Here is a 26705-nt window from a genome sequence, read left to right as displayed (position 1 = left end):
CTCCTGCCAGAAAGATCCCCTCGGGGGCGGCGATCATTCCTTGGGGGATGTCACTCAAATGAGGGGTGTTGTCCACGGAGACGGAATTTTCGAATGGGCATTCGATAGCCTGAGGTGGCTGGACGGTACGGCCTGGACGACATGGGCCGACGAGCCGGCGGCGCGGGTCGACGACACGAGCGGGAACAGGCAGGCGGAGCACTGGGGGGTGCCAGGCCGATGGCACGGCGTATCGATGTGACGGGAGCGGGCGGGCTGCGCCTGGCCGCATGGGAGTTCGCCGACCCTCCGAAAGCGGAGACGGAGCCGGGCGGTGAAGCGACGGCGGAGCCGCGCCCTCCGGGGGTGCTGTTACTCCACGGTCTGATGGGCCGCGCCTCCCACTGGGCGTCCACCGCCCGCTGGCTCGCCGGACGCCACCGCGCCGTGGCGCTCGACCAGCGCGGCCACGGCCGCAGCGAGAAGCCCCCGCCGGCCGCCTACACCCGCGAGGCCTACGTCCAGGACGCCGAGGCCGCCGTGGAACAGCTCGGCCTCGCCCCCGTCGTCCTCATCGGCCACGCCATGGGCGCGCTGACCGCCTGGCAGCTCGCCGCCAAGCGCCCCGACCTGGTGCGCGGCCTGATCGTCTGCGACATGCGGGCCTCCGCGCTCGGCGCGGCCTCGCAGCGCGAGTGGGCCGACTGGTTCACGTCCTGGCCCCTCCCCTTCGCCAGCCTCGCCGACGTCCGCAAGTGGTTCGGCGAGGACGACCCCTGGGTGGAGCGGCCCACCCCCGCGCGCGGCGCGTTCTACGCCGAGGTGATGCACGAGTGCGAGGACGGCTGGCGTCCCGTCTTCGACCCCCAGCACATGCTCAGGTCCCGCGAGACCTGGGTCTACGACGCCCACTGGGAGGAACTGGCCCAGGTGCGGTGCCCGACGCTGGTGGTGCGCGGGGTGGACGGCGAGCTGGGGCGGGCGGAGGCGCAGGAGATGGTGCGGGTGCTGCCGCGGGGCGAGTACGCGGAGATCGCCGACGCCGGCCACCTCGCCCACTACGACCTGCCGGAGGCCTGGCGGGTCGCCGTGTCGCCGTTCCTCGACGGGTTGCCCGGGGATTGAACACGCCCGCAGCCGCCGCATCGCAGTGACCCGGCAGACGAGTGGGCGAACCGGCTACCGATCCCTCCCGCACGCATAGGCCAGCGGTGAGATCAACTCCTCCGCGTCCGGCAGCCACCGGTTCGCAGGCGTCGGCCGGCAGGCCCACTGCACGGCCCCCCGCGACCCGAACCGCGTGGGCGGAGCGGCGACGTACGCGCCCTCGCCCTGCGCCACCAGGTCCAGTGACGACAGGGACCAGCCGAGCTTGCGCACCAGGTCCGGGACCTTCGCGGAGGCGCCGGGCAGCACGAAGAAGTGCATCCGCCGGTCCGGCGTCAGCGTGACCGGCCCGAGCGTCAGCTCCCTCCGCTCCATCCGGGCCAGCGCCAGGAAGCCCGCGCTCTCCGGGACGGACAGCGTGTCGAAGGTCCGCCCGGTCGGCAGCAGGATCGACGCCGTCGGCTGCTTGTGCCACATCCGGCGCGCGACGGTGGCACTGCCGGTCGCCTGCGTCGCCCAGTCGGGGCGCGTGGGGTGCGCACCCGGCGCAGGGCAGGAGGCGTCACCGCACGAGCAGCGCTGCATCCCGTCGACGGCTTCCAGCCAGGTGCCCGGGAACACGTCCCAGTGCCGCTCCTCGGCGTACCGTACGGCGGTCTCCAGCAGCGATTCGCCGCGCTGCTGCGGAATGTGACCGGCCATCTGACTGTCCTGGGCGCCCGCGATCGTCTCTTCCACGTCCCACTCAACTCCCGCACTCACCTGGAGTTACGGCTGTACCGCGCGCGGGGGAGGAGCATCGATTCCGCAGTCGGGGCGCATGGGTGCACGTCCGGGGGCGCGTGGGAGGAGACGGGGAGTGAGGTGGGTAGCCAGGGATGGGGGGCAACCGTCTTTACCCCGGCAAACCGCACATGTCACGCATTGACGGTATGTCAGCTGGGCAGTGATCTTCCCGGCCGGAACATCCGTGCTCCGGAGGACCGCAGCGTTCCAGGGACCGTAACGCAGGGGGTAGCACATGGCCGCAAGGCCTCTCGTGGCGAGGCAGCCGAACGAACGGCTGCAGGCACTCATCCAGGAAGCGGGGTGCTCGAACGCCGGGCTGGCCCGGCGGGTCAACATGTGCGGCGCCGAGCACGGGCTCGACCTGCGCTACGACAAGACGTCCGTGGCCCGCTGGCTGCGCGGCCAGCAGCCGCGGGGCCGGGCCCCGGCGATCATCGCCGAGGCGCTCGGGCGCAAGCTCGGCCGTACGGTCACGATCGACGAGATCGGCATGGCCAACGGCAAGAACCTCGCCTCGGGGGTCGGTCTCCAGTTCTCGCCGACGGTACTGGGGGCCATCGAGCAGGTCTGCGAGCTGTGGCGCAGCGACGTGGGGCGCCGGGACTTCCTGTCCGGCTCCTCCGTCGCCGCCTCCGCGCTGGTCGAGCCCAGCCGCGACTGGCTGATCTCGGCACCGGACGCCCAGGTGGCCCGGCAGGCCGGCCCGCGCGTGGGCCAGGCCGACGTGGCGGCCGTGCGGTCCATGACCCAGGCGCTGGTGGACCTCGACCACCAGTACGGCAGCGGGCACGTCCGCCCGGTCGTCGTGCACTACCTCAACAGCGTCGTCTCCGGGCTGCTCGCGGGCTCGTACCGGGAGACGGTCGGCCGGGAACTCTTCGCCGCCGTCGCCCGGCTGACCGAGCTGGCCGGGTACATGGCCGTCGACACCGGCCAACCGGGCCTCGCGCAGCGGTACTACATCCAGTCGCTGCGGCTCGCGCAGGCCGCCGGGGACCGCGGGTACGGCGGCTATGTCCTCGCCGCCTCCATGAGCCATCTCGCCGCGCAGCTCGGGAACCCGCGCGAGATCGCCCAGTTGGCGCGGGCGGCGCAGGAAGGGGCGCGCGGGCATGTGACCCCGCGCGCGGAGGCGCTGTTCCATGCCGCCGAGGCGCGCGGTCACGCCCTGCTCGGCGACGTGCGCGCCGCACAGGCGGCAGGCGGGCGGGCGGTCGACGCGATGGAACGCGCGGACGGCGCCAGCGGGGACGACCCGGTGTGGATCAGTCACTTCGACGAGGCGTACCTCGCCGACGAGCTGGCGCACTGCCACCGCGACCTCGGCCAGCCCGAGCAGGCGGCGCGGTACGCCGAGCAGTCGCTCGCCGGGCACCCCGAGTCCCGGGCCCGCCGGCGCGCCATCGGCTACGTGCTGCTCGCCACGGCCCAGGTGCAGCAGCGCGAGATCGAGCAGGCCTGCAACACCGGTATGAGAGCGGTGGAGTTGCTGGAGACGCTCCGCTCCAACCGGGGCGCGGAGTACCTGGAGGACCTCCAGCAGCGCCTGGAGCCCTTCCGTGAGGAGGCGGTGGTACGGGAGTTCGGCGCGCGCCTCGACCTCCAGCAGGCCGCGTGAACACCGGCCCCGCGCGGGCGTGAACGGAAGGGAAACGGCACCCGGGGTGCGCCGGGTGCCGTGAACAGCGCAATGCGGGACGGATGTGTTACTGCCGTCACAGGGAAGGAGGTCGCGTCCTGAGCTGCGTGGCACGCGGCTCGGGGGACCCGGTAGCGTGACCCGACGATTCACAAGGTCCCCCATTAGTAGGAGTCCCGGTGACGCAGAGTGGACAGGGCGAGGAGCCCTCGGCGCGGCCCGCGCGCGAAGGCATCGTGCTGCCCTCCGACGGAGGCGAGCCCCTGCTGCCGGGCATGACCGCGACGCCCGCCCCCGCGGGCCCGGCCGGCGGCCAGGCCTGGGACGGTTCCTGGGGTCCCGGCCGGCAGGCACCTCCCGAGCAGGGCCAGGGCCATGCCTCGTCGGCGGCCCCGCAGTGGACCGGCTCGCAGCAGCCCCCGTCCGCCGCCAACCCCGGCCCGCTGCCCCCGGAGGGCGCCCCGGCCCCGTCGTACGGCGGCCAGGCGCCGGCCTACGGCGGTCCCGGAACCCCCTACGGCGGCGGTCAGCCCGCGCCCGGCGGCTACGAGGCGGCTCAGCAGTCCGCGTACGGCGCCCCCGACGCCTACCAGCAGCACCAGGCGCAGCAGGCGCCCCACGCTCAGCAGCCGTACCCGCCCGCGGCCGCCCCGCTGCCCCCGACGGCCGACGGCGCGACCCAGTACCTGCCGCCGGTGCCGGCCGCATCGGCCGACGGCGCGACCCAGTACATACCGCCGGTGCAGGCCGGACCGGCCGACGGCGCGACCCAGTACATACCGCCGGTCCCCGCGGACCCGGCGGCGGCCTCCGTCCACGAGGCGGCCACCCAGTACCTCCCGCCCGTGACGCCCGGCGCGCTGCCGCCGGAGTCGGCCGGCGAGGAGACCCGGTACCTGGGCCAGGTGCCCCGCCAGGCGGCGCCCGCGCCCTCCGACGCCGAGGCCACCCAGTACATCCCGCCCTACACCGCCCAGGCCCAGGCCCAGGGGCAGGGGCAGGGTGCGGACCGGCAGCCGCCCGCCGAGTTCGACAACCTCTTCCGCGGCGGCCCCGCCGGCGGTGACGGTCCGGCCGGCTCCACCCAGCAGCTCCCGCGCGTCCAGCAGCCGGACGCCTACCCCGGCCCGGGCCCGGTGTCGTACCGCCCGGCGCAGTCGTCGTACGACGAAGGGGCGTACGACGACGGCGGCGGCGGGCGGCGCGGAGCACGGTCGCGGGTGCCGCTGATCGCCGCGGTCGGCGTGGGCCTCGTCGTGCTCGGCGTCGGCGCCGGCGCGCTGCTCAGCGCCGGGGGCGACAAGGGCAAGGGCGGGGACGACAAGACGGTCGCCGCCGCGTCCCCGGCCACCCAGGACTCCGCCTCGCCCACCGTCGACCCCGCCCGCGAACAGGCGGTCGAGCTGGACAAGCTGCTCGCGGACAGCGGCAGCAGCCGGTCCTCGGTGATCCAGGCGGTGTCCGACGTCAGGCGGTGCGACAACCTCGACCGGGCCGCGGCCGACCTCCGGGACGCGGCCGGGCAGCGCGGCCAGCTGGTCACCCGGCTCGGCAAGCTGTCCGTGGACAAGCTGCCGGGCAACGCCGACCTGACGGCCGCGCTGACCAAGGCCTGGCAGGCGTCCGCCGCGGCCGACAACCACTACGCGGCCTGGGCCGACCAGGCCAAGAACCGCAAGGTCTGCCACAAGGGGCACGCCCGCACCACCGGGGAGACCCAGGCCGGCAACCGGGAGAGCACCACCGCCAGCGCGCAGAAGGCGAAGGCGGCGGCGCTGTGGAACACGATCGCGCAGAAGTACGGCCTGACCCAGCGCCAGCCCACCCAGCTGTGACCGCCCGGCGGGCCCCCTCGCCGCGGTCACAGCAGGAGCCGCAGCCACGGTCACAGCCGCAGCCACGGTGACGGCCGTAGCCGCAGCCGTTTCCGTCGGCGCCGGGGCCCGTCACGACACGTCCGCGTCCTCCAGCGTCGAGGTCATGTCGGCGATCCCGTCGGCACCGCCGATGCCCTTGCGGGCCGCGACCAGCTTGCCGTCCTGCACCACCTGGAGGGTGACGTCGGCGTTGACCAGCCGGGGGAAGCCGACCGCGGCGAGCCTGCCCTCGTAGGGCCAGTGCAGGGTCGGGGTGAGGCCGCCGGTGGAGACCCGCAGCCCGTCGTTGAGGGTGCGGCGCACGGCGTCGGCGCTCACCTCGCCGTCGCCGATCTTCTCCAGGGCGGCCCGGAGCACGGTGTAGGCGATCCAGGTGGTCTGCACACCGGCGTCCGCGGGGTCGATGCGGTTGTCGCCGAAGGCCGCCTCGTTGATCACCTTCTTCATCGGGTCCCAGCGCCGGTCGGAGGCGACCGGGTACCAGCCGGTGATGTACGCCCCCTCGTACGGCCCCGACGCCCCGCCCGTGGCGTTGATCACGGTCTGGTCGACGCTGCCGAGCACGGTCGCGGTGCGCACGTCCGGGAAGTTCTCGCGGGCCCGCCGGAAGGAGTCCATGAAGGTGTCCGTGCGGTCCCCGAGCGCGGGCACCACGCAGCCCTTCTTCGTCACGTCCCTGGTGGCGTAGCGCAGCGCCTGCTCGGACTGGCCGGCGTACTCGGTGGCGTCGTCGGCGGCGAGCTGGTCGCCGGCGTCCGCGTGCCGGCCCGCCTTCAGGCCCGAGTCGAGCATCGCGGGCAGCTGGTCGCCGGCGATGCTGTCGGGGCGCACCAGGGCGATGTTGCCGCAGGTGGCGGCGAGGGCCTTGCCGAGGCCGGCGAGGAGGGCGGGCTGGCCGCCGTTGACCGGGTACGACATGGCGCCGGTGAACTCGTCGTTGGTGACGCCGTAGCCGCCGATGTAGGGGATGCCGGCGCCTTCCAGCGGGGCCAGGTAGGAGTCGCCGAACTGGCTGTAGGAGCCCACGACCGCGACCACGTTCTCGTCCGCCGCGCGCCGGGCGCACCGGGCGGCGCCCACGCCGTCGTTGTGGTCGTTGCAGGTCAGCACCTGAAGCCGGCGGCCGTTGATGCCGCCGTGGGCGTTGACCCACTTCGCGTAGGCGCGGGCCATCGCGGGCATGCCCGGCTTGTTGGTGGCGTCGGTGTCCTGGGGGGCCCAGGTCATCACCTTGACCGGGTCGTCCCCGGAGCCCCCCGTGGCACCGGGGACGACCCCGCATGCGGCGGTGAGCGACGCGCAGAGAGCCAGGGCGCCCGTGGTGAGGACGGCGGCCCGGACGGGGCGGGGAAGAGCGGGGAGGAAGGTGCTGCGGGTGCGTCGCCTGCCGGTCATGCCCCCACACGATTCCCTCACAGAGATAACCCGGGAGTGACCCTCGGTCAACGAAAGGTGACGTAGAGGTGAATTGGAGGGGCCGGTGATGCTCCTGCGGCGAGGAACGTACGATCGATGACCGTGCAAGGTTCGGAGAACTCTTCCCGTCGCGGCCGTCGCTCCTCCACCATGGGCGGCATGCCCCTGAACGACATGCCGTGGTGGCGGTGGCGCAGCAACGTGCGCTCGGCGCTGCACATGCTCTCCGACCCGGTGTTCCAGCGGGACGTCTGGCTCGCCGGTGTGGACGGCTACGGCGACGTCACGGACGCCGTGTACCGGCTGGTGGAGGACACCTGGCTGGACAACTGGTCGGCCGAGAAGTACGTCGGCACGATATTCCGGGACTCGCAGGAGGCGGCGCTCGTCGACACCGCCGTGCTGCGGGTGCTGCGGATCATGCACCAGGTCGGCCCGGACGCGCCGGTCTCCGCCTACCTGGACCACCCGGGCTGGCCGGATGCGGTGCGGGCGGCGCGGGACGCGCACGTGCGGATGTCGGCGAGCGACGGGGAGGACCCGGACGCGGCGCCGAAGACCCTGGAAGTGCTGCGGATCCTGACGAGGTCCTGACCGGGTTCCGGCGAGCTGTCGGCGAGGTCCCGGCCAGGCGCCGCGGAGGCCCTTCCCGGGGCCCTGCCGGGGTCCGCGTGGCGGACGGCGGCCCCTGCGGGGTGGCCGGTATGGGACCCTGTGGTGCATGACCGATCAGTCCGCCTCTTCCGTCGCCGCCGCACCGGCCGACCAGTACGTCCTCACGCTCTCCTGCCCGGACAAAAAGGGCATCGTGCACGCCGTGTCCAGCTATCTGTTCATGACCGGCTGCAACATCGAGGACAGCCAGCAGTTCGGCGACCACGACACGGGACTGTTCTTCATGCGCGTCCACTTCTCGGCCGAGGCGCCGGTGACGGTGGACAAGCTGCGGGCGAGCTTCGCGGCGATCGGTGACAGCTTCCACATGGACTGGCAGATCCACCGGGCCGACCAGAAGATGCGCGTCGTGCTGATGGTCAGCAAGTTCGGGCACTGCCTGAACGACCTGCTGTTCCGGGCGCGGATCGGTGCGCTGCCGGTGGAGATCGCGGCTGTGGTCTCCAATCACACCGACTTCGAGGAGCTGGTGGGCTCCTACAACATCCCCTTCCACCACATCCCGGTGACGAAGGAGACCAAGTCGGAGGCCGAGGCGAAGCTGCTGGAGCTGGTGCGCGAGGAGAAGGTCGAGCTGGTCGTCCTCGCCCGCTACATGCAGGTGCTCTCGGACGACCTGTGCAAGCAGCTCAGCGGCCGGATCATCAACATCCACCACTCCTTCCTGCCGAGCTTCAAGGGCGCCAAGCCGTACCACCAGGCGCACGCCCGGGGCGTGAAGCTGATCGGTGCGACGGCGCACTACGTCACCGCGGACCTCGACGAGGGACCGATCATCGAGCAGGAGGTCGAGCGCGTCGGCCACGGCGTGACGCCGGACCAGCTGGTGGCCATCGGGCGCGACGTGGAGTGCCAGGCGCAGGCTGCGGCCGGGCGCTCCGGCCGGGACCAGGTGCGGGGTCCGGGGCCCCGGCGCGGACAGGCCCGCGCGGCGGCGCTCGGCGAGGACCGTCGGCAGCAGGCGGGCCGCGAGGGTGATCATCCGGTGGAGGTGGCGCGGCGCCGGCGGCTTGTACGGGTAGTCCACCGCCTCCGCGATGTCCGAGGCGTGCACCCAGCACTCGAAGGCGCGGTCCAGCATCGCGTCGTGCAGTGGCAGCGTGAAGTCGCCGTACGACACCTCGAGACCGCCCGCGTGGCTGCCGGTGAAGGACACCGTCCGCACCAGGCTGTGGCTCTGTTCCCGCCACGGCCCCCGCACCGACCGCGTCGGCGGGAAGTGGGAGGCCCGCCAGAACGCCTCCGTGCGGCCGGCCGGGCCAGTGGAGCCCGGCTCCGCCGCCCCGGCGACCCGGGCCAGCGGGTCGTCCAGGCCGAGCGCGGCGGCGATCAGCCCGTCCACCGACAGCAGGTGCGCGATCACCCCGGCGACGGTCGTACGACGGCTCGTCTGCGTGTCCCGCTCGAACCAGCGCAGCCGTACCGGCGCGTGCCACTCCGCGTCGCCGAAGTCCTGGAGCAGCGCGTCCAGCCGCGCGGTCTCGGCGTCGTACGGCGCGGCCCAGTCGGGCACCGGGATGCGCGGCGGCCGGCGGTTCAGGCAGCTCTCCAGGACGCGGGTGCGCAGCCCGGGGTCCAGGTCCAGGCTCTCCGGCTGGTGCAGCAGGCCGACCGCCTCGCGCAGCCGACGGGCCTCGTCGGCGCACGCGCCGCAGTCGCCCAGGTGTTCCTCCACGGCCGCCGTCTCCGCCGCCGAGCAGGCGGCCAGCGCCCAGGCGCCGAGCAGCGACTTCAGGACGTCGTGCGACAGGTCGAGCGGCACGGGTGCGAGGTCCCCCAGGTCGGCGAGGTCGGGCAGCGGAACCCCGCTGTCCTCCACGGAGGTGCGGGGCGTGGGGATACGCGGGGCGGGCGCGGGCCCGTTCCCGCCGGCTCCGTCGTGCCCTGCGTCACCGGGGCCACCGGGACCGCTGAGGCCGGTCTCGCCGGGGCCACCGGGACCGCCGGCGCCACCGCGTCCGGCCCCGCCGCCGTCGGCCGCGTCCCGACCCTCCGGACCCCGTCCCTCGTCCGCCGCCCCCGGCGTGCTCAAGTCGGCTTCACCGTGTGGCCGTTCGCCGTAGGACCGTTCACCGCGCGCGTCGTCCCTGCGGCCCCCTTCCCCGCCACGGCCGTCGTGCTCGTCGTACCCGTCCCGCGCCTCGAACCCGCCCGCGCCCGTCACACCGCACCCCGGTATCCCGGCGGTGTGCCGGTGTCGTGGGCGGTGGACAGGAGTTGGAGGCCGAGGCGGAGCCGGCGGCGGGCCTCCTCCTCGGTGACGCCGAGGTCGGCCGCGGTCTGCCGGTAGTCGAGGCGCCGGACGTAGGCCCGGTCCAGGGCGGCGCGCAACGGGGCCGGCATGGAGTGGACGATGTAGTCGGCGCGGGCGGCGACGGAGGCGCGGCGCACGGTGCTCTCCAGTTCCTCGCGCCGCGGCTGCTCCCGTTCCTCCCGGTCCCGCAGCCGCTGCACGGCGACCCGGTGGGTGACGGCGGCGACCCAGGAGCGCAGCGGGCCCTGCCGGGGGTCGTAGGTCTCGGGGTGCTCCCAGACGTGGGCGAAGACCTCGCGGGTGACGGCGTCGGCGGTCTGTTCGTCGGCGAGGACGCGGTGGGCGAGACTGTGCACGAGGGAGGCGAAGCGGTCGTACAGCTCGCCGAGGGCGGCCGCCTCACCGCGCGCGAGCCGCTGCTGCATCTTGCGGTCCCAGCGGGGCGGTACGTCCTTCCCGGCCATGCGGTCCCCTCCCCTCACCGTGTCCGGCCCGTCCAGCCTGTCGGTCCTGTCCTCTCGAATGTAGTCGGCACGTCTGACAACGCACGCCCCTTTGGGGCAATGTGCGCCCCCGGTGGCGCCGCAGGTGATAGTGCCCCCTCCACACGATCTTCACACAAGTCGCGTACGTCTCTGATCGAACAGGATCGGTAGTGACCGAAAGAAGCCCTTTGTGGATCGCCTGCCGTTTGCGGCGCCACGTTTCAGGGAACGGCCGCTGGGCAGCCGCGCGGAAAGAAACGTAGGAACTGCTTCCGTTTCCGGGCGGTTCCGCGCGATCCGGCGAGCGGAGGGGCATGGCCGTGACATTCAAGGTGACCGGCGTCGAACGGGGTGAGTGGGCCGTGCTCCGGGTGTCCGGGGAACTGGACCTGATGACCTCGCCGGTACTGCGCCAGAGGGTGCACGACATCGTCGCCGAGGGGCACCACAGCCTCGTCGTGGACCTCTCCGACGTGTTCTTCTGCGACTCCAGCGGGGTCGGCGTCCTCGTCGCCGCGCGCCGGCTGATCCGCTCCTGCCAGGGACGGCTGCGGCTGATCCTGCCGGACCGGGGCGCCGACGACGGCTCGCACGTCAACCGCGTCCTCGGCGCGCTCGGCGTCCGCCGGCTCTTCGACGTCCGCCCCGACGTCGAGTCCGCCACCACCGACGACGCGGGCCCCCTGTCGGCCTGAGCACGTTTCCCGGCCCGCCGCCACCGAGTTGTCGCCGAATTCCCCCGGTCTTGGCACAACCGTCGTTTCGCCGCCGCCTTCCCGCCCCCGCGACGTACGCTCCCACCCGGACCCACCCTTACGTCAAAGGAAGGCGGCCCGACAGACATGGTCAGCACCGAGTACGAGCGCAGGATCGCCGCCCGGTTCGCCACCTTCGACCAGGACGGCAACGGCTCCATCGACCGCGAGGACTTCAGCGCGGCGGCCAAGGCGCTGCTCGCCGAGTTCGGTGTGCCCGCCCGCTCCGACCGGGGCCAGGCGCTGTACGCCGGAGCGGAGGCGTTCTGGCAGGGCATGGCCGGCATCGCGGACCGGGACGGCGACCAGCGCATCACCCGCCAGGAGTTCGTCACCGGCGCGGTCAAGCGGCTGCGCGACAACCCCGACCGCTTCGCCGAGATCGCCCGCCCCTTCCTGCACGCGGCGCTGGCGGTGGCCTGCACCGGCACGGACGGCCGGGCCGGCGTCGCCGACACCGCGCGGGTGCTCCGCGTCCTGCACGTACCCGCGGACCAGGCCGAGGCGATCGCCGCCGCCCTCGACACCGACGGCGACGGCAGGATCGGCGAGGCGGAGGTCGTACCGGCGTTCGCGCGCTACTTCACCGTGCCCGAATAGCGTCAGCGGCCTTCTCGCGCGGCCCTATGATGTCCGTCCTCTCCCACTCACCTGATCACGTCTCGGGGACGGCATGGACTTGCGGATGAGCTTGGACGGCGACGGCGCGGACGAGGAACTGCGGTCCCTCTACGCCTGGTTACTGGAGGAACCCGCCGTCCGGCGGCTGGCCCGGCCGCAGTTGAGGGCCGCCCCGCCGCGTCCCGGCCAGATGGGCGCCGACGCCGACTTCATCTACTTCACCGTCCAGACGGGCCTCACGCTGACCCAGGTGATCGGCCAGTACGTCGGCTGGCGCCGGACCCGAAGCCGTCCCGGCACGGTGACCATCGAACGCGACGGCACCACGATCACTCTCACCGGTACGGACGAGGAGTCCATCCGGAACGCGGTCCGCGCCCTCGGCGCGGACCGGGCCGAGGGGGAGCGGACCGACCGATGAGACGTCTGCCCAAGGCCGCCGAATCCCGGCTCCTGCTGATCGGCACGAGCAGCTACGGCAAGGACTCCGGTTTCACCCCGCTGAAGAACATCCCGCGCAACCTGGTCCACCTCGAGGACGCCCTGTGCGACCCCGTCCTGGGCGGCTTCCACCGGGAACACTGCGAGGTGCTCCCGAACCCGTCGACCCCGGGCCAGATCCACGAGGCCCTCCTGCGCGCCGTCGAAGGGGCCACGGACACCCTGCTGATCTACTACGCCGGTCACGCGGAGCGGGACGAGAAGGGCGAGCTGTACCTGACGACGAGCGGGTCCGCCTCCGGACCCGCCGGCATCCCGTTCAGCGGCCTCAGGTACAAGGTGCTGGAGGAGTGCGTCAAGCAGGCCCCGGCACAGAACCGCATCCTCGTCCTCGACTGCTGCCACAGCGGTGCCGCCAACCCGATGTCGGGCACGGCCCTCCTGGAGCGGCCGGCGGCACCGGCCGTCGCGACCGACGAGGAGGCCGAGATCGAGGGCACCTGCGTGCTCACCTCCTGCCGTGCCAACCAGGTCTCGCTCGATTCCGACGGGCAGGGCTTCACCGCGTTCACCGGCCATCTGGTCCGCGTGCTGCGCGACGGGGTCCCGGGCGGGCCGGAACTCCTCGACCTGGACACGGTGTACCGCCAGGTCCTGCACTCCATGCGCAGCCTGGAGCAGAACCCCCGCAAGACGGGTGGCGACACCGTGAGCGGCCTGGCCCTGGTACGCAACCCCGCCGTGGCCGCCCAGACCTCCCAGACCTCCCGTCCGTTCCCGCCGCCTCCCCCGAGGACGGAGCCGCTCCCGCCGCCTCCCTCGCGTCCGCTCCCGTCGACGCCTCCCGTGCCGAAGGACCGCCGGCGCGGCCTGCCCGTGACGCTGACCGCCGCGGCGGTGCTCGTCGCCGCCGGAGTCGGCCTGGGCCTCTGGCTCGGGACCGGCGGCCGGCCGGACGACGCGGGGCGGGACACGGGCGCGCGGCCGACGGCCTCCACGAAGCACACGACCTCGCCCGCGGCCTCGGCCCCCGCGGGCGGCGGCAAGCAGGGCGGGGCCCCGGCGCGGACCCCGTCGGCGTCACCGCCGGCGTCCCCGTCCGCGGACGCCTCCGCCGCGGGGGCCGTACGGCCGCACCCCGGTGAGCCGCTGCCGCTGAGGTTCACCTGGTCCTGCAGCGACCACACCTGGATCGACTTCGACTCCTATCCGTTCACCCAGCGCGTGTCCGCGGACGACCCCGCGGCGGACGACGTCCCGGACACCGTGGACATGGAGCTGTACGGCTGCGCTCCCGAGCGGTTCACCACCGCGCGGGGAAGCCACGCGGGCGTCATCGCCAAGGGAAAGCCGGTGACGAGGGATTCCTGCTCGCAGGCGGCCTACGGAGGAGGCCTGGAGCACGTCGACATGGGCTGGACCGACCTCGACTCGGGCCTGGTGAAGGGCGCCACCATGTGCGTCGTCACCGACAAGGGCCGGGTGGTCGAGGCGCTGATCACCGACAAGCCCGACTCCTCCGACGCCACCGTCGGATTCGAGGTGTCGACGCTCACCTGAACCGCGCGCGCAGCTCGTGCTTCAGCACCTTGCGCAGCGTGTCGTTCCGGGGCAACGCCTCCACCACCTCCAGCCGCTCGGGCAGCTTGTGCACGGACAGTCCCTGCGCGCGGAGGAAGGAGACGACCTCCGGCAAGGTCAACGGCGCGGAGTGCGGGGGCTGTTCGAGCACCGCGCAGACGACCTCGCCGCGTTCGGGATCCGGCAGGCCGATGACCGCCGCGTCGGCCACCGCCGGGTGCGCGGTGAGGAGGTCCTCGATCTCCTTGGCGGAGATGTTCTCGCCCTTGCGGATGATCACGTCCTTGAGGCGGCCGGTGAGGACCAGGTGGCCGGAGTCGGTCAGCCGGCCGAGGTCGCCGGTGCGCAGGAAGCCCTCCTCGTCGAAGGCCGCCGCCGTCTGGCCGGGGTCCAGGTAGCCCTGACAGACGGCCTCGCCGCGCAGGCGTATCTCGCCGTCCACGACGCGGATCTCCATGCCGGCCGGGGGGCGGCCCTCGGTCTTCGCCAGGTTCTCGGGGGTGTCCTCCGGGTCGCCCATGGTGATCATCGGGGCCTCGGTCATGCCGTAGCCGTGGGTGAGCTGGACGCCCATCTCGCGCACCACGGAGTGGTACAGCCCGGGCGGCTTGGGGGCGCCGCCGCCCGCGAGGAGGCGCAGGGTGGGGATCACCTTCGCCCCCGGCCGTCCGCGCTGCTCGGCGAGGAACATCGAGTAGAAGGCCGTGGAGCCGCCGGCCACCGTCACCCCGTGCCGCCGGTACTCCGTCAGCGCGTCCGGCAGCGCGAAGTGCTCGAACATCACCGCCGGGAAGCCGTACAGCAGGAGCATCACCGTGTAGTCGGGGCCGGCTATGTGGGCGTAGGGGAAGGCCATCGAGCCGACGTCGTCCGGCGACAGCCGCAGCGCGTGGGCCAGGCAGGAGCCGCCCGCGATGAGGGAGCGGTCGGTGTGCAGGACGCCCTTGGGGGCGGAGGTCGTGCCCGAGGTCCAGTAGATCCAGCGGACCGAGGTGCCCTCGGCGGGGGGCGGGGGGAGGGTGGACGGGTCGCCGTCGGGGAGGGCGCCGTACGCCTCGAAGACGCCTCTCGCACCGAGTCGCCGCGCCATCTCCGTGTGGTCGTGGCCGCGCCAGACGCCCGGTACGGCGAAGAACTCCGCCTTCGACTCGCGCAGCGCGAAGCCGACCTCCCGGTCCCGGTAGAAGGGGATCAGCGGGGACTGCACGGCGCCCAGGCGGGCCAGGGCGAAGGACAGCAGGGCGGTCTCGATGCGGGTGGGCAGCTGCCAGGCGACCACCGTGCCGGGGCGCACGCCCATGCGGTACAGGCCGGCCGCGACGCGTTCGGAGCGGGTGCGCAGGGCGTCGAAGGTGAGGACGCGGTCCTCCTGGAGCAGGACCGGGCGGTCGGGGGTGAGGGCGGCCCGGCGGGTGACCAGCTCCCACAGCGTGCGGGCGGAACTCAGGGCGTGCGGGGTCTCGTTCACGGCTGCCCCCTGCTTGGCTGACGACTCGTCAGCTGCCATGCTATCTGACGGACCATCAGATCAGCAGAGTCCAGTCGAGCAGCCGAGCAGGCGACGCACCGTACGGCGGAGGAACCCATGGCGACCGAACTGCCCCGCATCATCAGCGTCGACGACCACGTGATCGAGCCCGCCCACCTCTTCGAGACCTGGCTCCCGGCCAGGTACCGGGAGCGCGGGCCCCAGCCGCTGACCGCCGGGATCGGGGAGCTGGCCTACGTCGGCGGGAAGTACCAGATCACCATGGACCCGCAGGGGCCGCCCACGGACTGGTGGATCTACGAGGACCTGAAGTTCCCGTACAAGCGGAACATCGCCGCCGTCGGCTTCGACCGGGACGAGATGACCCTGGAGGGGATCACGCGGGAGCAGATGCGGCGCGGGTGCTGGGACCCGAAGGCCCGGCTCGCGGACATGGACCTCAACCACGTGGAGGGCTCCCTCTGCTTCCCGACCTTCCCCCGCTTCTGCGGGCAGACCTTCGCCGAGGCCCACGACAAGGAGGTCGCCCTCGCCTGCGTGCGCGCCTACAACGACTGGATGGTGGAGGAGTGGTGCGGTGACAGCGGCGGCCGGCTGATCCCGCTGTGCCTGATCCCGCTGTGGGACGTGGAACTGGCCGTCGCCGAGATCCGCCGGAACGCGGAGCGCGGGGTGCGGGCCGTCACCTTCTCGGAGATCCCCACCCACCTCGGGCTGCCCTCCATCCACTCCGGCTACTGGGACCCGTTCTTCGCCGTCTGCCAGGAGACCGGCACGGTCGTCAACATGCACATCGGCAGCAGCTCCCAGATGCCCGCCGCCTCCCCGGACGCACCGCCCGCCGTACAGGCCTCGCTGAGCTTCAACAACGCGATGGCCTCGATGATGGACTACCTCTTCAGCGGGGTCCTGGTGAAGTTCCCGCAGCTCACACTCGCCTACTCCGAGGGGCAGATGGGCTGGGTCCCGTACGCCCTGGAACGCGCCGACGACGTGTGGGAGGAGCACCGCGCCTGGGGCGGGGTCCGGGACCTGGTCCCCGAGCCTCCGTCGACGTACTACTACCGGCAGATCTACTGCTGCTTCTTCCGCGACAGGCACGGCGTCGCCTCGCTGGACGTGGTCGGACGGGACAACGCCACCTTCGAGACCGACTACCCGCACGTCGACTCGACCTTCCCGCACACCAGGGAGGTCGCCCTCGACCATGTGAAGGGGCTCGACGACGAGACCGTGTACAAGCTGATGCGCGGCAACGCCATCCGCATGCTCGGCCTGGACCTGGACCGGTAGTGGACCTGTCGTACGCGCCGGAGGAGGAGGAGTTCCGGGCACGGCTGCGGGAGTGGCTCGCCGAGGTGCTGCCCACCCTGCCGGGCAAGCCGTCCCCGGACGACTGGCCCGGCCGCCGCGCCTACGACCTCGGCTGGCAGCGGATGCTGTACGACGCCGGGTACGCCGGCGTGCACTGGGACGCCTCCCCGACGCTCCGGCTGATCTTCCTGGAGGAGACCGAGAAGGCCGGCGCGCCCTACGTGGGCGCGAACTTCGTCGGGCTGCTGCACGCCGGGCCGACCATCGCCGCCGAGGGGACACCCGGGCAGCGGGCGCGCTGGCTGCCGCCGATCCTGCGCGGCGAACAGGTGTGGTGCCAGGGGTTCAGCGAACCGGACGCCGGATCCGACCTCGCGTCGTTGCGCACGCGCGCGCGAAGGGACGGCGACGACTACGTGGTGACCGGGTCCAAGATCTGGACCTCGCACGCCGAAGTCGCCGACTGGTGCGAGCTGCTGGTGCGCACCGACCCCGCGGCGCCCCGGCACCGGGGCATCACCTGGCTGGCGATGCCCATGGACGCCGAGGGCGTCACCGTACGGCCGCTGCGCACGCTCGCCGGGTCGCCGGAGTTCGCCGAGGTGTTCCTGGACGAGGTGCGGGTGCCGGTCGCCAACCGGGTGGGGGAGGAGAACGACGGCTGGCGCGTCACCCAGGTCACCCTCTCCTTCGAGCGCGGCACCGCCTTCGTCGGCGAGGTCGTCGCCTGCCGCCGGGTGCTGCGCGAACTGGCGCGTACCGCGCGGGAGGACGGGCGCTGGGGCGAGCCGGAGCTGCGCCGGCGGCTGGGCCGGCTCGACGCGGAGTTCCGTGCGCTGTGGCGGCTGACCCAGTGGAACGTGAGCGAGGCGGAGGCGAGCGGCGGGGTACCGGGCGCCGGCGGCTCCGTGTTCAAGCTCCGCTACTCGCACGCCCGTCAGGAGCTGTACGAGGCCGCCGCCGAGGTTCTCGGGCCGGACTGCCTCGACCTGGACCGGCCCTGGGTGCTGGACCGGCTGTCCTCGCTGTCGTACACGATCGCGGCCGGGACCTCGCAGATCCAGCGGACCATCGTGGCCGAGCGGATCCTCGGCCTGCCCAGGGGGAGGTGACCGTGCGCTTCCGACTCACCGACGACCAGGCCGCCTTGCGGGCCGGGGTACGGGAGCTGCTGGAGCGCCGCTTCGGGCGTCAGGCGCTGCGCGCGGCCGTCGACGCACCGGGCCGGCTCGACCGCGTGCTGTGGCGGGCGCTCGGGGAGGCGGGGTTCTTCGCCCTGCGGCTGCCCGAGCGGGACGGCGGGGTCGGGCTGGGGCTGCCCGAGGCGGTCCTGGTCTTCGAGGAGGCGGGACGGGCCCTGCTGCCCGGGCCGCTGCTCGCCACCCACCTCGCGGCCGGCACCGTGCCCGGCGCCGCGAGCGGGGAGACGGTCGTGGCCGCCGTCGACGGGGAGCTGGTGGAATGGCTGGACGCGGCGGACGCCGTCCGCGGGGACGCGTCCGGCGCGGTGGCGCTGCGGTCGGTGGACCCGCTGACACCGCTGCACCGGGTGACCGCGCCTCCGGGGGCCGCGGCGGTGCCCCGGGGCCCGATCGCGGTGCCTCCGGGCCCGGAGGCGGTGCCCACGGGTCCCGTCGCCGCGCCCCCCGATGCCGTCTCCGTGCCCTCGGGTCCCGTCGCCGTGCCTCCCGACCCCGTCGCCGCACCCCCGGACCCCGTCGCCGTGCTGCTCACCGCCGCCGAACAGCTGGGCACGGCTGGACGGGTGTGCGAGCTGGCCGTGGAACACGCCCGGGCTCGCCAGCAGTTCGGGCGGCCGATCGGGGCGTTCCAGGCCGTCCAGCACCTCTGCGCCGACCTGCTGGTGCGGGCCGAGACCGCGCGTGCCGCCGTCTACGCCGCCGCCGTCACGGCCGACCCCGCCGACATCGCCGCCGCCCGGCTGCTCGCCGACGAGGCCGCCGTGCAGGGGGCCCGTGACTGCCTCCAGGTGCACGGCGGAATGGGGTTCACCTGGGAGGCGGACGTGCATCTGCACCTGAAACGGGCCTGGGTGCGGGCCCGGCGCGGCGGGGGGAGCGCACACGGTGCGGAACTGCTCGCCGCCGCGCTCGCGGGCTGAGCCGGCGGGGGCGTCCGGGGCCGCCGTAACCGTAAAGCCATGGCCAAAGATGTCGCCGATCGTGGCGAACCGGAATCACGGAGCGTTGATACCGGGTTGTGTCCTGCTCGAGACTCGTCACGGCCCGGAGTCGGGTGGGTGCTCGGGTACCTTGTGTGGGATGCGAGTGGCTGCGCGTACGAGCCGTGCCGGCGGTGCCCCTGGGGCGGTGCCGGGCCGCGCGGTGCGCACCGCCGCTCGCTGGGCGGATTGTGTGGTCAGCGCCGCCTGTTCGACTCCCCGGCACGAGCGTCGCACAGTATGCCCTACGCGTACTCCTTCGCGCGGGAATATGCCCGAAGCGCTTGTTGGGGTGACGGAACGTCAACCATGCTGTCTCGCAAGGGAGTCACAGTCCGTGACCCTTGCTCTGGCCGTTGTTCTGGCCATGCAGAAAATGGCTACGATCGTGGCCCTCGCCGTGATCGCCGCCGCGGCTGACACCGTGGCGCGCGGCCGGTACGGGGTCATGTGTCCGCCGGTTCGGATGGTGTGAGCGGTGCAGGTGCTTCAAGTGCAGCTGGAGATCCGGCCCGACCCCGCGGAGGTGGGCCGGGCCAGACGGTGGGCCCGCTCGCGGCTCGCCGGGTCGGGGATAACGGCCGACGAGCCGCTGGCCGAGACCCTGATCCTGCTCGTCTCCGAGCTGGTGACCAACGCCGTGGTGCACACCGGGCGGCCGGCCGTGCTGCGGCTGTGCCTGCCGGCTCCGGCGGACGGGAACCGCGCGTCGGCGACGGTGCGGGTGGAGGTGGCGGACGGCAGCTCCCGTGCCCCCGTCCCCCGCTGCGCCGGCAGTGACGCCACCGGCGGCCGGGGCCTCGCCCTCGTGGACTGCCTCGCCGACCGCTGGGGCTGGAGCCCCGAGGGGGCCGGCAAGAGCATCTGGTGCGAGCTGGACCGATGTTCGCAGCCCCGGGAGAGCGCGGCGACGGCGTACGGAGGCGGACTGCCCGTGTACGAGGACCTCGCCTTCGAAGCGGTGTAGCCGCCCGGAGCGGTGATGCGCCGGGGGTGTGCCCCCGTGCGCGGGTGCCGCGATCGGGGTGCCGCAACCCAGGGTCGCACCGGCGTTGACGTCCCCTGAACGGCTGATCAGGCTGGGGGGCGACGATTCGCCGCGAGGGGACGGCGAGGGCCCGGGGTCCCCGGTCGTCCTCGTCGAAGGCGGGTCGCCCCGGGGTGGCGGCGCGTGCGTGTGACGGTGGGGGGCGCGCCGCCCACCCGCTCTCTCACAGGATCGCCACCGGTGCCACCGGTGTCCCCGTCGCGCCCACGAACGGCTCGGGCATCGCCGACAGCAGGAACGTGTACCGCCCGGTTTCTCCACAGGCTGTGGACAACTCTTCGAGATTCCAGTTCTGGCCCTGCAGCATCCCCATCTCCACCAGGTGCAGCGCGTGCACCGGAAGCCACAGGTTCTCGATCTCGGGCGGGAAGACCTCGAAGGTGAGCGTGTCGTTCGCGACCGCCGCCACGCCGCGCGCGTGGAACCACTCCGGGCAGCGCACCGAGAGCCCCGGCGACGGATAGCCGTACCCGTGCCGGTCCCCGGCCAGCAGGACCTGCACCTGCCCGGTGCGCACGAGCACGATGTCACCGGCACGCACGCGCGTACCCGCGAACTCCTCGGCGGACCGAAGGTCCTCCGGCGTCACCGCGTGCCCGCCCGCCAGCCGGTCCACGCCCCGCGCGCGGGCCACGTCCAGCAGCACCCCGCGGGAGACGAGGTGCCGGACCTTGTCGATGCCGCTGAACTCGGCGCCGCCGTGCGCGGTCACGGTGTGCGCCGGACGGCCGTTGTAGAGCTTCCCCGAGTGCGAGACGTGGGTCAGCGCGTCCCAGTGGGTGCCGGCCTGGAGGCCCATGGTCACCGCGTCGTCGCTGCACGCGACCGTGCCCGGCCCGAACAGTTCCTGGTTGATCTGCACCATCGCGTGCAGCGGGTCGATCCGGCCCGGGATCATCCCCGTCTGCACGCCGTCCTGCCGGAGGGGGAGGGCGAGCGGCACACGGCGCCCGGTGCGCACCTCGCCGGCGGCCGCCCGTACGACCTCGTCCGTGATCAGGTTCAGGGTGCCGATCTCGTCGTCGGCGCCCCAGCGGCCCCAGTTGTTCACCCGCGCGGCGATGTCGTGGAACTCCTCCGGCAGTGCCATCCGGTGCCTCCCCGGGGCTTGTGTCCGCGCCTTCGGCGGGCCAATCTGGCGTTGCCGTAAATCTAACGGACCGTCAGAAACTGCGGGAAGGGGCCGGGAATGGGGAACTTCTTGGCAGGCAGGGTCGTCGCCGTGACGGGTGCCGGGCGCGGCATCGGACGCGCGGTGGCCCTGGCGGCGGCGGCCGACGGCGCGAAGGTCGTCGTCAACGACCACGGCGTGGCCGTGGACGGCGCCTCACCCACCAGCGAGGTCGCCGAGTCCGTCGTCAAGGAGATCCAGGCGGCGGGCGGCGAGGCCGTCGCGGTCGCCGACGACATCTCCACCATGGCGGGCGGGCAGCGGGTCGTGGACACGGCGGTGGAGACCTACGGCCGGATCGACGGGGCCGTGTGCGTGGCGGGCATCCTGCGCGAGCGCATGCTGTTCAACATGACCGAGGAGGAGTGGGACCCGGTCGTCGCCACCCACCTCAAGGGCACCTTCACCGTGTTCCGGGCGGCCTCCGCGGTGATGCGCGGGCAGCGCTCGGGCACCCTGATCGGCTTCACCAGCGGCAACCACCAGGGCTCCGTCTCCCAGGCCAACTACAGCGCCGCCAAGGGCGGGATCATCTCCCTCGTCCGCAGCGCCGCGCTGGGCCTGCACAAGTACGGCGTGACCGCGAACGCCGTGGCGCCGGTGGCCCGTACCCGGATGTCGGCCAACGTCCCCGTCCGGCTGGCGGAGATCGGCGAACCGGAGGACGTGGCCGCGCTGGTGGTGTACCTGCTCTCCGACCGCGCCGCCGCGCAGGGCGTCACCGGGCAGGTGTACACGGTCGCCGGGCCGAAGATCGCGGTCTGGGCGCAGCCGAGGGAGCTGCGCGCCGCGTACGCCTCCGGCGGGTGGACCCCGCAGACCATCGCCGAGTTCCTGCCGGGATCGGTGGGGGTGGATCCGATGCCGATGCTCTCCGAGGTGGCGGCGATGGAGGAGGCGGCGCGGGGTTCGGCCCGGCCGAACGCCTAGCGGCCGGTCGCGCGTTCCGGCCCGGCGACCGCGGGCCGTGTGCGGCTGTAGGTCGTGTGCGGGCGGCCGCGCGGTGCCCCGCGCCCCTTCAAGGCGCTGCCCCCCGACCGGCCCCGACCGGCCCCGACCGGCCCCGACCGGCTCCGACCGGTATCGACGCGCTCGTCAATCAGAGGCGGTGGACATGGAGTTCGGGTTCAGCGAAGAGGACGACGCGTTCCGGGCCGAGGTCCGGACCTGGCTGTCCGGGCACGCCGACGTGCCGGGTGACCGACGGACGTGGGAACGCACCCTCGGCGCCGCCGGCTGGATCGGGCTCGGATGGGGCGAGGCCGGGTACGGCAACCGGACCGTGAGCCTCCCCCAACAGGTCGTCTGGGCCGAGGAGTACGCCCGGTCCGGTCTGCCCGCCCGCTCCGGGCACATCGGGGAGAACCTGCTGGCCCCGACTCTCCTCGCCCACGGCGACGACGTGCAGAAGCGGCGGTTCCTGCCGCCCGTCGCGGCCGGGGAGGAGCTGTGGTGCCAGGGGTACAGCGAACCCGGCGCCGGCTCCGACCTCGCCGGGGTGCGGACCGCGGCGGTGCGTGAGGGACCGTACTACCGGATCACCGGGCAGAAGATCTGGACCTCACTCGCCCACGAGGCCGACTGGTGCTTCGTCCTGGCCCGGACCGACCCGGACGCGCGCCGGCACCACGGGCTGAGCTTCCTGCTGGTGCCGATGGACCAGCCCGGCCGGATCGAGGTCCGGCCCATCCGGCAGCTGACCGGCACGAGCGACTTCAACGAGGTCTTCTTCGACGGGGCACGCGCGCGCGTGGAGCACGTCGTCGGGGGAGAGGGGCAGGGCTGGCGGGTGGCGATGAGCCTGCTCGGGTTCGAGCGGGGGGTCTCCACCCTGGCCCAGCAGATCGGCTTCGCGCGGGAGTTCGCGGAGGTCGTCCGAGCCGCCGAGGAAACCGGAGCCGTACACGACCCGGTGCTGCGCGCCCGGCTCGTCGGGCAGTGGGCCGAACTGCGCGTCATGCGCTGGAACGCGCTGCGCACCCTCGGCCACGCCACCGGCCCCGCCGTCCCCGGCGCGCCCAGCGTCGCCAAGCTGCTGTGGGCGAACTGGCACCAGCGGCTGGGCGAGCTGGCCGTCGAGGTCCGGGGTGCCACGGCGACCGCCGGCCCCGCGGACTGGTCACCGGCGTCGCCGTACCCGCTCGACGCGGCCCAGCACCTGTTCCTGTTCTCCCGGGCCGACACCGTCTACGGCGGCTCGGACCAGATCCAGCGCACGATCATCGCCGAGCGCGTGCTCGGTCTGCCGGGTGAGCCGAAGGGGGCCGTGTGATGCGCGGTGTGGTGTTCGACGGCGAGCGGGTCCGGGTCGTGGACGACCTGGCGGTGCGGGAGCCCGGGCCGGGCGAGGTGCTGGTCGCCATCGCGGCGGCCGGGCTGTGCCACAGCGACCTGTCGGTGGTGGACGGCACCATCCCGTTCCCGGCACCGGTGGTGCTCGGCCATGAGGGCGCCGGTGTCGTGGAGGCCGTGGGGGTGGGCGTCACCCATGTCGCGCCCGGTGACCATGTGGCCCTGTCGACGCTCGCCCACTGCGGTACCTGCGCGGAGTGCGACCGGGGGCGGCCGACGATGTGCCGGCAGGCGATCGGGCGCCCGGGGAAGCCGTTCACGCGGGGCGCGGGCGCGGACCCGGTGTACCAGTTCGCCGCCAACTCGGCGTTCGCGGAACGTACGGTCGTCAAGGCCGTGCAGGCGGTGCGGATCCCCGGGGACATCCCGCTGACCTCGGCCGCGCTGATCGGGTGCGGGGTCCTCACCGGCGTCGGCGCGGTGCTGAACCGGGCGCGGGTGGACCGCGGGGACAGTGTGGTCGTCATCGGCACGGGCGGGATCGGGCTGAACGTCCTGCAGGGCGCGCGGCTCGCGGGCGCCCTCACCGTCGTGGCCGTGGACGCCCATCCGGCCAAGGAGGCGGTGGCCCGGCGGTTCGGCGCGACCGACTTCCTGACGTCGGCGGAAGGGGTGCGGGAGCTGCTGCCGACGGGCGCGGACCACGTCTTCGAGTGCGTGGGCCGGGTGGAGCTGATCCGCCAGGCCGTCGACCTGCTCGACCGGCGCGGCCAGGCGATCCTGCTCGGCGTGCCCCCGGCCACGGCCGAGGCCTCCTTCCTGGTCTCCTCCCTCTACCTGGACAAGTCGATCCTCGGCTGCCGCTACGGCTCCTCGCGCCCCCAGCGGGACATCGCCCTGTACGCCGAGCTGTACCGCCAGGGGCGCCTGCTGCTGGACGAGCTGGTGACCGCCGTGTTCCCGGTGGAGGACTTCGACAAGGCCCGGGCGGAGGCGGAGGCGGGTCGGGTGGCGCGGGCGGTGCTCACCTTCTGAACATGCGTTCCTGATCGCTCGGCGGGGCGGGTGGGGCCATGGCCACCGGCATACGGTGCCGGCCGGTCAGCGCAGGGTGCCGACACCGCTGTCGCGCTCGGCGCCGCCGCCGGTGCGGAAGGTGCGCCGGTAGGCGGTGGGCGTGACGCCGAGCGCCGCCTGTAGGTGCTGGCGCATCGACTGGGCCGTGCCGAAGCCGGAGTCCCGGGCCACCTGGTCCATCGACAGGTCGGTGGACTCCAGCAGGTGCCGGGCGCGCTCCACGCGCTGCTGGGTGAGCCACTGGCCGGGGCTGATGCCGACCTCCTCGCGGAAACGGCGGGTGAAGGTGCGTACCGACATCGCCTCCTGCTCGGCCAGGTCCCGCAGCTGGATCGGCTCGTGCAGCCGGCCCAGTGCCCAGGCGCGGGCCGCGGTCGTCGTGGCCAGCTGGGGGTCGGGGACCGGGCGGTGGATGTACTGGGCCTGGCCTCCGTCGCGGTGGGGCGGTACGACCGTGCGGCGGGCCACGTCGTTGGCGACGGCCGTGCCGAAGTCGCGGCGGACCATGTGCAGGCACAGGTCGATCCCGGCGGCCACCCCGGCCGACGTCAGTACGTCCCCGTCGTCGATGAACAGCACGTCCGGGTCCACCCTGACCTTCGGGAACATCCGCTGGAAGCGCTCGGCGTCGGCCCAGTGCGTGGTCGCCGGGCGGCCGTCCAGGCGGCCGGCGGCGGCGAGGACGTAGACGCCGGTGCAGATGGAGGCGAGCCGGGTGCCGGGGCGGATCCGGGCCAGGGCGTCGGCCAGCTCGTCGGTGAGCCGGCCCTCGTCGTAGAGCGGACCGCGCTCGTACGACGCCGGGACGATCACCGTGTCGGCCGTGGCCAGCAGCTCGGGCCCGTGGGGGATGCGCACGGCGAAGTCGGCGTCCGTCTCGACCAGCCCGGGCGGCCGTGCCGAGCAGGTCAGGACCTCGTACAGGTGCCGGCCCCGCGCGTCCCGCGGACGGCCGAAGATGCGGTGCGGAATGCCCAGTTCGAAGGGCAGCAGGCCGTCCAGGGCGAGGACGGCGACCCGGTGCGGCCGGAACTCCCCAGCGGTCGTCATGGCCCGATCATAGCGAAGGCTGTCCCCCGGGCCACTCGATGCGCGGTCATGCGTACCGGAGGCTGGGTGACGTGACTCAGACAAGCCCAGCCGCCGCCCCCGTCCAGGTCCCGCCCGCCCGGCGCCACCGCGTGCACCGCGCCTGGTTCGTCGCCGCCGTCACCTTCGTCACGATCACCGGCGCGGCGGCGTTCCGCTCCCTGCCCGGCCTGCTCATCGACCCGCTGAACCAGGAGTTCGGCTGGTCCCGCGGCACGATCGGCGCGGCCGTCTCCGTCAACCTCGCGCTCTACGGCCTCACCGCCCCGTTCGCCGCCGCGCTGATGGACCGCTTCGGCATCCGCCGCGTGGTCGCCGCCGCGCTCACCGTGATCGCGCTCGGCTCGGGCCTGACCGTGTGGATGACGGCGGCCTGGCAGTTGCTGCTGTGCTGGGGCCTGCTGGTGGGACTCGGCACCGGTTCGATGGCGCTGGCCTTCGCCGCGACGGTCACCAACCGCTGGTTCACCGAGCGGCGCGGCCTGGTCAGCGGCATCCTCACCGCGGCCTCCGCCTCCGGCCAGCTGGTCTTCCTGCCGCTGCTGTCCTGGATCGTCGAGCACCACCACTGGCGGCCCGCCGCGGTCACGGTCGCCCTGTCCGCGTTCGCCGTGGTCCCCTTCGTCTGGCTGCTGCTGCGCGACCACCCGGCCGACGTGGGCGTGGCGCCGTACGGGGCGAAGGAGTTCGTGCCCAAGCCGCCCCCGGTCACCGGCGCCGCCCGCCGCACGCTCTCCGTGCTGTCCACCTCCGTGCGCACCGGCACCTTCTGGCTGCTCGCGGGCACCTTCGCGATCTGCGGTGCCTCCACCAACGGCCTGGTCCAGACCCACTTCGTGCCCGCCGAGCACGACCACGGCATGCCCGTGACGACGGCGGCCTCGCTGCTCGCGGTGATCGGCGTGTTCGACGTCGTCGGCACGATCGCCTCCGGGTGGTTCACCGACCGGTTCGAACCGCGCCGCCTGCTCGCCGTCTACTACGCCCTGCGCGGCCTGTCCCTGCTCTTCCTGCCGATGCTGCTGGGCCCCGCCGTCCACCCGCCGATGCTCTTCTTCATCGTCTTCTACGGCCTCGACTGGGTGGCCACCGTCCCGCCCACGCTGGCCCTGTGCCGTGAGCAGTTCGGCGAGGACAGCGCCATCGTCTTCGGCTGGGTGCTCGCCTCCCACCAGGTCGGCGCGGCCCTCGTCGCCTACCTCGGCGGAGTCGCCCGGGACGTCTTCGGCTCCTACGACGTCGTCTGGTACGCCGCCGGCACGCTGTGCGCGGCAGCGGCCCTGATGGCCCTGGTCATCCGGCGCACCGGACCGGCCGCCCCCGTGCCCGCCGTATCCTGAACACACCGAACGCACCACCAGGGAAAGGGAAGTTCCGTGACACTCGGCATGGTCCTCTTCGACGTGCTCCTCGTGCCCGCCCAC

23 protein-coding genes and 2 pseudogenes are annotated in these 26705 nt (G+C 73.4%); 18 read left to right on the top strand and 7 right to left on the bottom strand.

Annotated features, from left to right (window positions below):
- Positions 1 to 219: 219 nt before the first annotated feature.
- Complete coding sequence (locus tag IEZ20_RS05380) at positions 220 to 1104, top strand: alpha/beta fold hydrolase (protein ID WP_189294930.1); 885 nt, start codon at positions 220 to 222, stop codon at positions 1102 to 1104.
- A 54-nt stretch (positions 1105 to 1158) separates the two neighbouring features.
- Here IEZ20_RS05380 and IEZ20_RS05375 read toward each other — a convergent pair whose 3' ends face one another.
- On the bottom strand, positions 1159 to 1824 hold the full coding sequence (locus IEZ20_RS05375) for a bifunctional DNA primase/polymerase (protein WP_189294929.1): 666 nt from the start codon (positions 1822 to 1824) through the stop codon (positions 1159 to 1161).
- 283 nt (positions 1825 to 2107) lie between these two features.
- Between IEZ20_RS05375 and IEZ20_RS05370 the strand changes: the two genes are divergently transcribed.
- Both IEZ20_RS05370 and IEZ20_RS05365 read left to right on the top strand, forming a co-directional pair.
- Positions 2108 to 3493 (top strand): NsdA family TPR-like regulatory protein, encoded by a 1386-nt coding sequence (locus IEZ20_RS05370; protein ID WP_189294928.1) that lies wholly within the window; start codon positions 2108 to 2110, stop codon positions 3491 to 3493.
- 200 nt (positions 3494 to 3693) lie between these two features.
- Positions 3694 to 5349 carry a hypothetical protein gene (locus tag IEZ20_RS05365; RefSeq protein WP_189294927.1) on the top strand — a complete coding sequence of 552 codons (1656 nt, stop codon included), beginning with the start codon at positions 3694 to 3696 and terminating at the stop codon, positions 5347 to 5349.
- A gap of 111 nt (positions 5350 to 5460) precedes the next feature.
- On the opposite strand, the gene IEZ20_RS05360 is transcribed toward IEZ20_RS05365, so the two are convergent.
- Entirely contained in the window at positions 5461 to 6786 is a 1326-nt protein-coding gene (locus tag IEZ20_RS05360; protein WP_189294926.1) for an ABC transporter substrate-binding protein, read from the bottom strand.
- Positions 6787 to 6903: 117 nt separating this feature from the next.
- On the opposite strand from IEZ20_RS05360, the gene IEZ20_RS05355 reads away from it, so the two are divergent.
- Both IEZ20_RS05355 and purU read left to right on the top strand, forming a co-directional pair.
- Positions 6904 to 7401, top strand: a complete 498-nt coding sequence (locus tag IEZ20_RS05355; RefSeq protein ID WP_189294925.1) for an SCO4402 family protein — start codon at positions 6904 to 6906, stop codon at positions 7399 to 7401.
- A 127-nt stretch (positions 7402 to 7528) separates the two neighbouring features.
- Positions 7529 to 8353 (top strand): annotated as a pseudogene (gene purU, locus IEZ20_RS05350) (formyltetrahydrofolate deformylase); the annotation flags it as partial.
- Here purU and IEZ20_RS05345 read toward each other — a convergent pair.
- Together IEZ20_RS05345 and IEZ20_RS05340 are read right to left on the bottom strand one after the other, a co-directional pair.
- A pseudogene (locus IEZ20_RS05345) lies at positions 8300 to 9514 on the bottom strand (maleylpyruvate isomerase N-terminal domain-containing protein); the annotation flags it as partial. The pseudogenes purU and IEZ20_RS05345 overlap by 54 nt on opposite strands.
- Before the next feature lie 128 nt (positions 9515 to 9642).
- Positions 9643 to 10200, bottom strand: coding sequence for a sigma-70 family RNA polymerase sigma factor (locus IEZ20_RS05340; protein ID WP_189294924.1), 558 nt, complete (start codon positions 10198 to 10200; stop codon positions 9643 to 9645).
- A gap of 335 nt (positions 10201 to 10535) precedes the next feature.
- Between IEZ20_RS05340 and IEZ20_RS05335 the strand changes: the two genes are divergently transcribed.
- From IEZ20_RS05335 to IEZ20_RS05320, 4 genes are all read left to right on the top strand, one after another.
- Complete coding sequence (locus tag IEZ20_RS05335; RefSeq protein WP_189294923.1) at positions 10536 to 10916, top strand: STAS domain-containing protein; 381 nt, start codon at positions 10536 to 10538, stop codon at positions 10914 to 10916.
- A gap of 147 nt (positions 10917 to 11063) precedes the next feature.
- Positions 11064 to 11576, top strand: a complete 513-nt coding sequence (locus IEZ20_RS05330) for an EF-hand domain-containing protein (RefSeq protein WP_189294922.1) — start codon at positions 11064 to 11066, stop codon at positions 11574 to 11576.
- An 85-nt stretch (positions 11577 to 11661) separates the two neighbouring features.
- Positions 11662 to 12018 (top strand): effector-associated constant component EACC1, encoded by a 357-nt coding sequence (locus IEZ20_RS05325; RefSeq protein ID WP_189294921.1) that lies wholly within the window; start codon positions 11662 to 11664, stop codon positions 12016 to 12018.
- Positions 12015 to 13598 (top strand): caspase family protein, encoded by a 1584-nt coding sequence (locus tag IEZ20_RS05320; RefSeq protein WP_189294920.1) that lies wholly within the window; start codon positions 12015 to 12017, stop codon positions 13596 to 13598. The genes IEZ20_RS05325 and IEZ20_RS05320 overlap by 4 nt, the downstream gene beginning before the upstream one ends.
- Here IEZ20_RS05320 and IEZ20_RS05315 read toward each other — a convergent pair.
- A complete protein-coding gene (locus IEZ20_RS05315) occupies positions 13591 to 15087 on the bottom strand; it encodes a class I adenylate-forming enzyme family protein (RefSeq protein WP_189294919.1) in 1497 nt (498 codons plus the stop codon). The genes IEZ20_RS05320 and IEZ20_RS05315 overlap by 8 nt on opposite strands.
- A gap of 117 nt (positions 15088 to 15204) precedes the next feature.
- Here IEZ20_RS05315 and IEZ20_RS05310 point away from each other — a divergent pair, with 117 nt between their 5' ends.
- The 5 genes from IEZ20_RS05310 to IEZ20_RS05290 all read left to right on the top strand — a co-directional run bounded on the left by IEZ20_RS05310 (position 15205) and on the right by IEZ20_RS05290 (position 19571).
- Complete coding sequence (locus IEZ20_RS05310; RefSeq protein WP_189294918.1) at positions 15205 to 16401, top strand: amidohydrolase family protein; 1197 nt, start codon at positions 15205 to 15207, stop codon at positions 16399 to 16401.
- Complete coding sequence (locus IEZ20_RS05305; RefSeq protein ID WP_189294917.1) at positions 16401 to 17534, top strand: acyl-CoA dehydrogenase; 1134 nt, start codon at positions 16401 to 16403, stop codon at positions 17532 to 17534. The genes IEZ20_RS05310 and IEZ20_RS05305 overlap by 1 nt, the downstream gene beginning before the upstream one ends.
- A 2-nt stretch (positions 17535 to 17536) precedes the next feature.
- Positions 17537 to 18544, top strand: a complete 1008-nt coding sequence (locus tag IEZ20_RS05300) for an acyl-CoA dehydrogenase family protein (protein WP_189294916.1) — start codon at positions 17537 to 17539, stop codon at positions 18542 to 18544.
- Between the two features lie 397 nt (positions 18545 to 18941).
- Positions 18942 to 19079, top strand: a complete 138-nt coding sequence (locus IEZ20_RS05295; RefSeq protein ID WP_189294915.1) for a hypothetical protein — start codon at positions 18942 to 18944, stop codon at positions 19077 to 19079.
- Between the two features lie 18 nt (positions 19080 to 19097).
- Positions 19098 to 19571 carry an ATP-binding protein gene (locus tag IEZ20_RS05290; protein WP_189295376.1) on the top strand — a complete coding sequence of 158 codons (474 nt, stop codon included), beginning with the start codon at positions 19098 to 19100 and terminating at the stop codon, positions 19569 to 19571.
- A gap of 244 nt (positions 19572 to 19815) precedes the next feature.
- Here IEZ20_RS05290 and IEZ20_RS05285 read toward each other — a convergent pair whose 3' ends face one another.
- Positions 19816 to 20742: a cyclase family protein gene (locus tag IEZ20_RS05285; RefSeq protein ID WP_189294914.1), complete on the bottom strand. Its 927-nt coding sequence runs from the start codon at positions 20740 to 20742 to the stop codon at positions 19816 to 19818.
- Positions 20743 to 20841: 99 nt separating this feature from the next.
- On the opposite strand from IEZ20_RS05285, the gene IEZ20_RS05280 reads away from it, so the two are divergent.
- The 3 genes from IEZ20_RS05280 (at position 20842) to IEZ20_RS05270 (ending at position 24150) form a co-directional block, all read left to right on the top strand.
- Positions 20842 to 21753, top strand: a complete 912-nt coding sequence (locus IEZ20_RS05280; protein ID WP_189294913.1) for an SDR family NAD(P)-dependent oxidoreductase — start codon at positions 20842 to 20844, stop codon at positions 21751 to 21753.
- 184 nt (positions 21754 to 21937) lie between these two features.
- A complete protein-coding gene (locus IEZ20_RS05275) occupies positions 21938 to 23095 on the top strand; it encodes an acyl-CoA dehydrogenase family protein (RefSeq protein ID WP_189294912.1) in 1158 nt (385 codons plus the stop codon).
- The gene (locus IEZ20_RS05270) at positions 23095 to 24150 is read left to right on the top strand and encodes an alcohol dehydrogenase catalytic domain-containing protein (RefSeq protein WP_189294911.1); all 1056 of its coding nucleotides are present in this window, start codon (positions 23095 to 23097) and stop codon (positions 24148 to 24150) included. Before IEZ20_RS05275 ends, IEZ20_RS05270 begins: the two co-directional genes overlap by 1 nt.
- A gap of 66 nt (positions 24151 to 24216) precedes the next feature.
- On the opposite strand, the gene IEZ20_RS05265 is transcribed toward IEZ20_RS05270, so the two are convergent.
- Positions 24217 to 25242 carry a GlxA family transcriptional regulator gene (locus tag IEZ20_RS05265; protein ID WP_189294910.1) on the bottom strand — a complete coding sequence of 342 codons (1026 nt, stop codon included), beginning with the start codon at positions 25240 to 25242 and terminating at the stop codon, positions 24217 to 24219.
- Positions 25243 to 25280: 38 nt separating this feature from the next.
- Here IEZ20_RS05265 and IEZ20_RS05260 point away from each other — a divergent pair, with 38 nt between their 5' ends.
- Complete coding sequence (locus IEZ20_RS05260) at positions 25281 to 26621, top strand: MFS transporter (protein ID WP_373303899.1); 1341 nt, start codon at positions 25281 to 25283, stop codon at positions 26619 to 26621.
- Positions 26622 to 26705: the final 84 nt, after the last annotated feature.

It is taken from the genome of Streptomyces cinerochromogenes (assembly GCF_014648635.1).
Taxonomy (GTDB): Bacteria; Actinomycetota; Actinomycetes; order Streptomycetales; family Streptomycetaceae; genus Streptomyces; species Streptomyces cinerochromogenes.
This window is presented reverse-complemented; position numbering and strand designations above follow the sequence as displayed.

What these genes read in the sequence shown, in the direction of transcription:
- IEZ20_RS05380 (WP_189294930.1), top strand. Translation starts at nt 220, where the DNA reads ATGGCACGGCGTATCGATGTGACGGGAGCGGGCGGGCTGCGCCTGGCC.
- IEZ20_RS05370 (WP_189294928.1), top strand. Translation starts at nt 2,108, where the DNA reads ATGGCCGCAAGGCCTCTCGTGGCGAGGCAGCCGAACGAACGGCTGCAG.
- IEZ20_RS05360 (WP_189294926.1), bottom strand. Translation starts at nt 6,786, where the DNA reads ATGACCGGCAGGCGACGCACCCGCAGCACCTTCCTCCCCGCTCTTCCC.
- IEZ20_RS05355 (WP_189294925.1), top strand. Translation starts at nt 6,904, where the DNA reads ATGACCGTGCAAGGTTCGGAGAACTCTTCCCGTCGCGGCCGTCGCTCC.
- IEZ20_RS05340 (WP_189294924.1), bottom strand. Translation starts at nt 10,200, where the DNA reads ATGGCCGGGAAGGACGTACCGCCCCGCTGGGACCGCAAGATGCAGCAG.
- IEZ20_RS05335 (WP_189294923.1), top strand. Translation starts at nt 10,536, where the DNA reads ATGGCCGTGACATTCAAGGTGACCGGCGTCGAACGGGGTGAGTGGGCC.
- IEZ20_RS05330 (WP_189294922.1), top strand. Translation starts at nt 11,064, where the DNA reads ATGGTCAGCACCGAGTACGAGCGCAGGATCGCCGCCCGGTTCGCCACC.
- IEZ20_RS05325 (WP_189294921.1), top strand. Translation starts at nt 11,662, where the DNA reads ATGAGCTTGGACGGCGACGGCGCGGACGAGGAACTGCGGTCCCTCTAC.
- IEZ20_RS05320 (WP_189294920.1), top strand. Translation starts at nt 12,015, where the DNA reads ATGAGACGTCTGCCCAAGGCCGCCGAATCCCGGCTCCTGCTGATCGGC.
- IEZ20_RS05310 (WP_189294918.1), top strand. Translation starts at nt 15,205, where the DNA reads ATGGCGACCGAACTGCCCCGCATCATCAGCGTCGACGACCACGTGATC.
- IEZ20_RS05285 (WP_189294914.1), bottom strand. Translation starts at nt 20,742, where the DNA reads ATGGCACTGCCGGAGGAGTTCCACGACATCGCCGCGCGGGTGAACAAC.
- IEZ20_RS05280 (WP_189294913.1), top strand. Translation starts at nt 20,842, where the DNA reads ATGGGGAACTTCTTGGCAGGCAGGGTCGTCGCCGTGACGGGTGCCGGG.
- IEZ20_RS05275 (WP_189294912.1), top strand. Translation starts at nt 21,938, where the DNA reads ATGGAGTTCGGGTTCAGCGAAGAGGACGACGCGTTCCGGGCCGAGGTC.
- IEZ20_RS05270 (WP_189294911.1), top strand. Translation starts at nt 23,095, where the DNA reads ATGCGCGGTGTGGTGTTCGACGGCGAGCGGGTCCGGGTCGTGGACGAC.
- IEZ20_RS05265 (WP_189294910.1), bottom strand. Translation starts at nt 25,242, where the DNA reads ATGACGACCGCTGGGGAGTTCCGGCCGCACCGGGTCGCCGTCCTCGCC.
- IEZ20_RS05260 (WP_373303899.1), top strand. Translation starts at nt 25,281, where the DNA reads ATGCGCGGTCATGCGTACCGGAGGCTGGGTGACGTGACTCAGACAAGC.